2 protein-coding genes are annotated in these 1,920 nt (G+C 76.5%); both read right to left on the bottom strand.

The features are described 5' to 3' along the window. On the bottom strand, positions 1–1,416 hold a 1,416-nt coding region (locus tag CLM62_RS06060; protein WP_218835562.1), incomplete at its 3' end, for a condensation domain-containing protein. After that, positions 1,413–1,920: acyl carrier protein (locus CLM62_RS06055; RefSeq protein WP_218835561.1), on the bottom strand; the 508-nt coding region annotated here is incomplete at its 5' end. The genes CLM62_RS06055 and CLM62_RS06060, both read right to left, overlap by 4 nt.

The following is a 1,920-nucleotide window of genomic DNA, read 5'->3' as shown; positions in this document are numbered from 1 at the left end:
CTCCCGCAGCACCCGCTCGACCGGGGCCTCGGGGCGCGCGGCGAGCGCGGTCGCCACCGACGTCACCTCCGCGGCGAACCGGGCCGCCGAGGCCCTCTCGAACCGTTCCGTGTCGTACTTGAGTTGGCCCCGGACCTCGTCGTCGTGCTCCACGAGCGTGAGGTTCACATGCCCCACACCCGGCTGGTGCACCTCCTCGACGATCTCCGCGCGCACCCCGGGCGCCACCTCGCCCGCCGCGTCGCCCCGCCACCGCTGGAAGGCGAACGGGCAGGTGAACGGGGAGCCGTCCTCGGGGTCGAGGCCGTCCAGCAGCTCCGCGATCCGGGGGAAGGGCAGGTCCGCGTGGTCGAGGCACTCCGCCAGTTCCGTCCGGACGGCGCGGACGTACCCGGCGGCCGTCGGCCCGGACGGCCCGGCCGCGTCGACCGGGAGCGGAGCACGGACCGGGATCATGTTGATCAGGCAGCCGACGGTACGGTCGAAGCGCGGGTCGTGGCGGATCGCCGCCGGCGTGCCCACGGCCAGCCGCCGGGCCGGGTCATGGCGTCCGAGCACCAGCAGGTAGGCGGCGAGGAGTACGGCGAACACGCTGGTGCGGTGTTCGGCGGCGAAGGCCCGCACGGCCTGCGTGGCGGACGGGTCGAGACGGACCGGCACACGGTCGGAGACGCGGGTGCGCACCGTGGTCCCGGGCAGGTCGAACGGCAGCGTGGGCGCGCCCGTCACCCCGTCGGTCCGCCTCCGCCAGAAGTCGGTCAGCGTCCGCTCCCGCTCCGAGGAACGCGCCGCACGCGCGCGGGCGTACGCGGCGAACGGCGCCCCGGCGGGCGGCAGCCGCGTGCCGTCCGCCCCCGCCCGATACAGCGCCCACAGGTCCTGAAGCACGATGACCGCAGAGTCGCCGTCGAACACCACGTGGTGGGCGACCAGCAGCAGATGGTGGTGGTCGGGGGCGTGGCGGAAGAGGACCGCACGGAGCACGGCGCGGTCGGGGTCGAGCGGCCGGGCCGCCTCCTTCCGCACCGGTGCGAGCGGGTCGTCCTGTGCACCGCCCTCGGCACGCGGATCCCGGCGCTCCAGGCGCGGTGCCGGCGTGGCGGGCGCCAGCACCGGTCCGCCCGGCCGGTCCTCGACGCGGGCTGCCAGTACGGGGTGACGGGACATCAGGTCGTCGAAGGCGCTCACGAGCCGGTCGGGTTCGAGCGGGCCGCGCAGCTCGACCGCGAGCGGGATGTCGTACGCCCCCGCGTCCGGGTCGAGGCGGTGCAGGAACAGCAGCCCACGCTGCTCCGGTGTGAGCGTCACCGCCGTGTCGTCCGAGGCGCCGTGCAGCAGGGCTCGCAGCCGCGCGCGCTTGGCCTCGACGGTCGTGGCGGGCGGGTCGGTCGTGGGGAGGTGTGCGGGCGCGCTCATGTCTCCTCGACGGGGATGGGGGCGGCGGTGGGCAGGGGGCGGGATCCGGCGTGGCGCGCCAGCAGCGCGTCCAGCTCGGCCTCGTCCAGGGCGTCGATGTCCAGATCGGCCGCGAGGGCGGGCACGTCACGCGGGAGGTGCGCGGCGGGCGCGCCCAGTACTGCCGGCTCGTCGCGAGGGCCGGACCCGCCGGGCGCGTCCGGCGCCCGAGCGTCCGTGGAACGGCCGAACGCGGCCTCGGCGATCGCGCCCAGCAAGGGCTGCTCGTACAGGGCGGTCAATGTCGGAGCCCGTCCGCCCTCGCCGCCGATCGCGCGGGCGATACGGACCAGGCGAAGGCTGTCCACACCCAGGGAGACCAGGTCCGTCGAGGCGTCCAGCCGGCCGGCGGGGAGGCCGGTCACGCGGGCCACGATCTCCGCCGTGCGGTGCAGGGCGCCCTCGTGGCCGGTGCCGGGGGAACGGGTGACGGGCGCGCGGTCCGCGGCCGGGGGCGACTGGCCG

This window comes from Streptomyces sp. SA15, assembly GCF_002291145.1.
In the GTDB taxonomy this organism is placed as follows: Bacteria; Actinomycetota; Actinomycetes; order Streptomycetales; family Streptomycetaceae; genus Streptomyces.
This window is presented reverse-complemented; position numbering and strand designations above follow the sequence as displayed.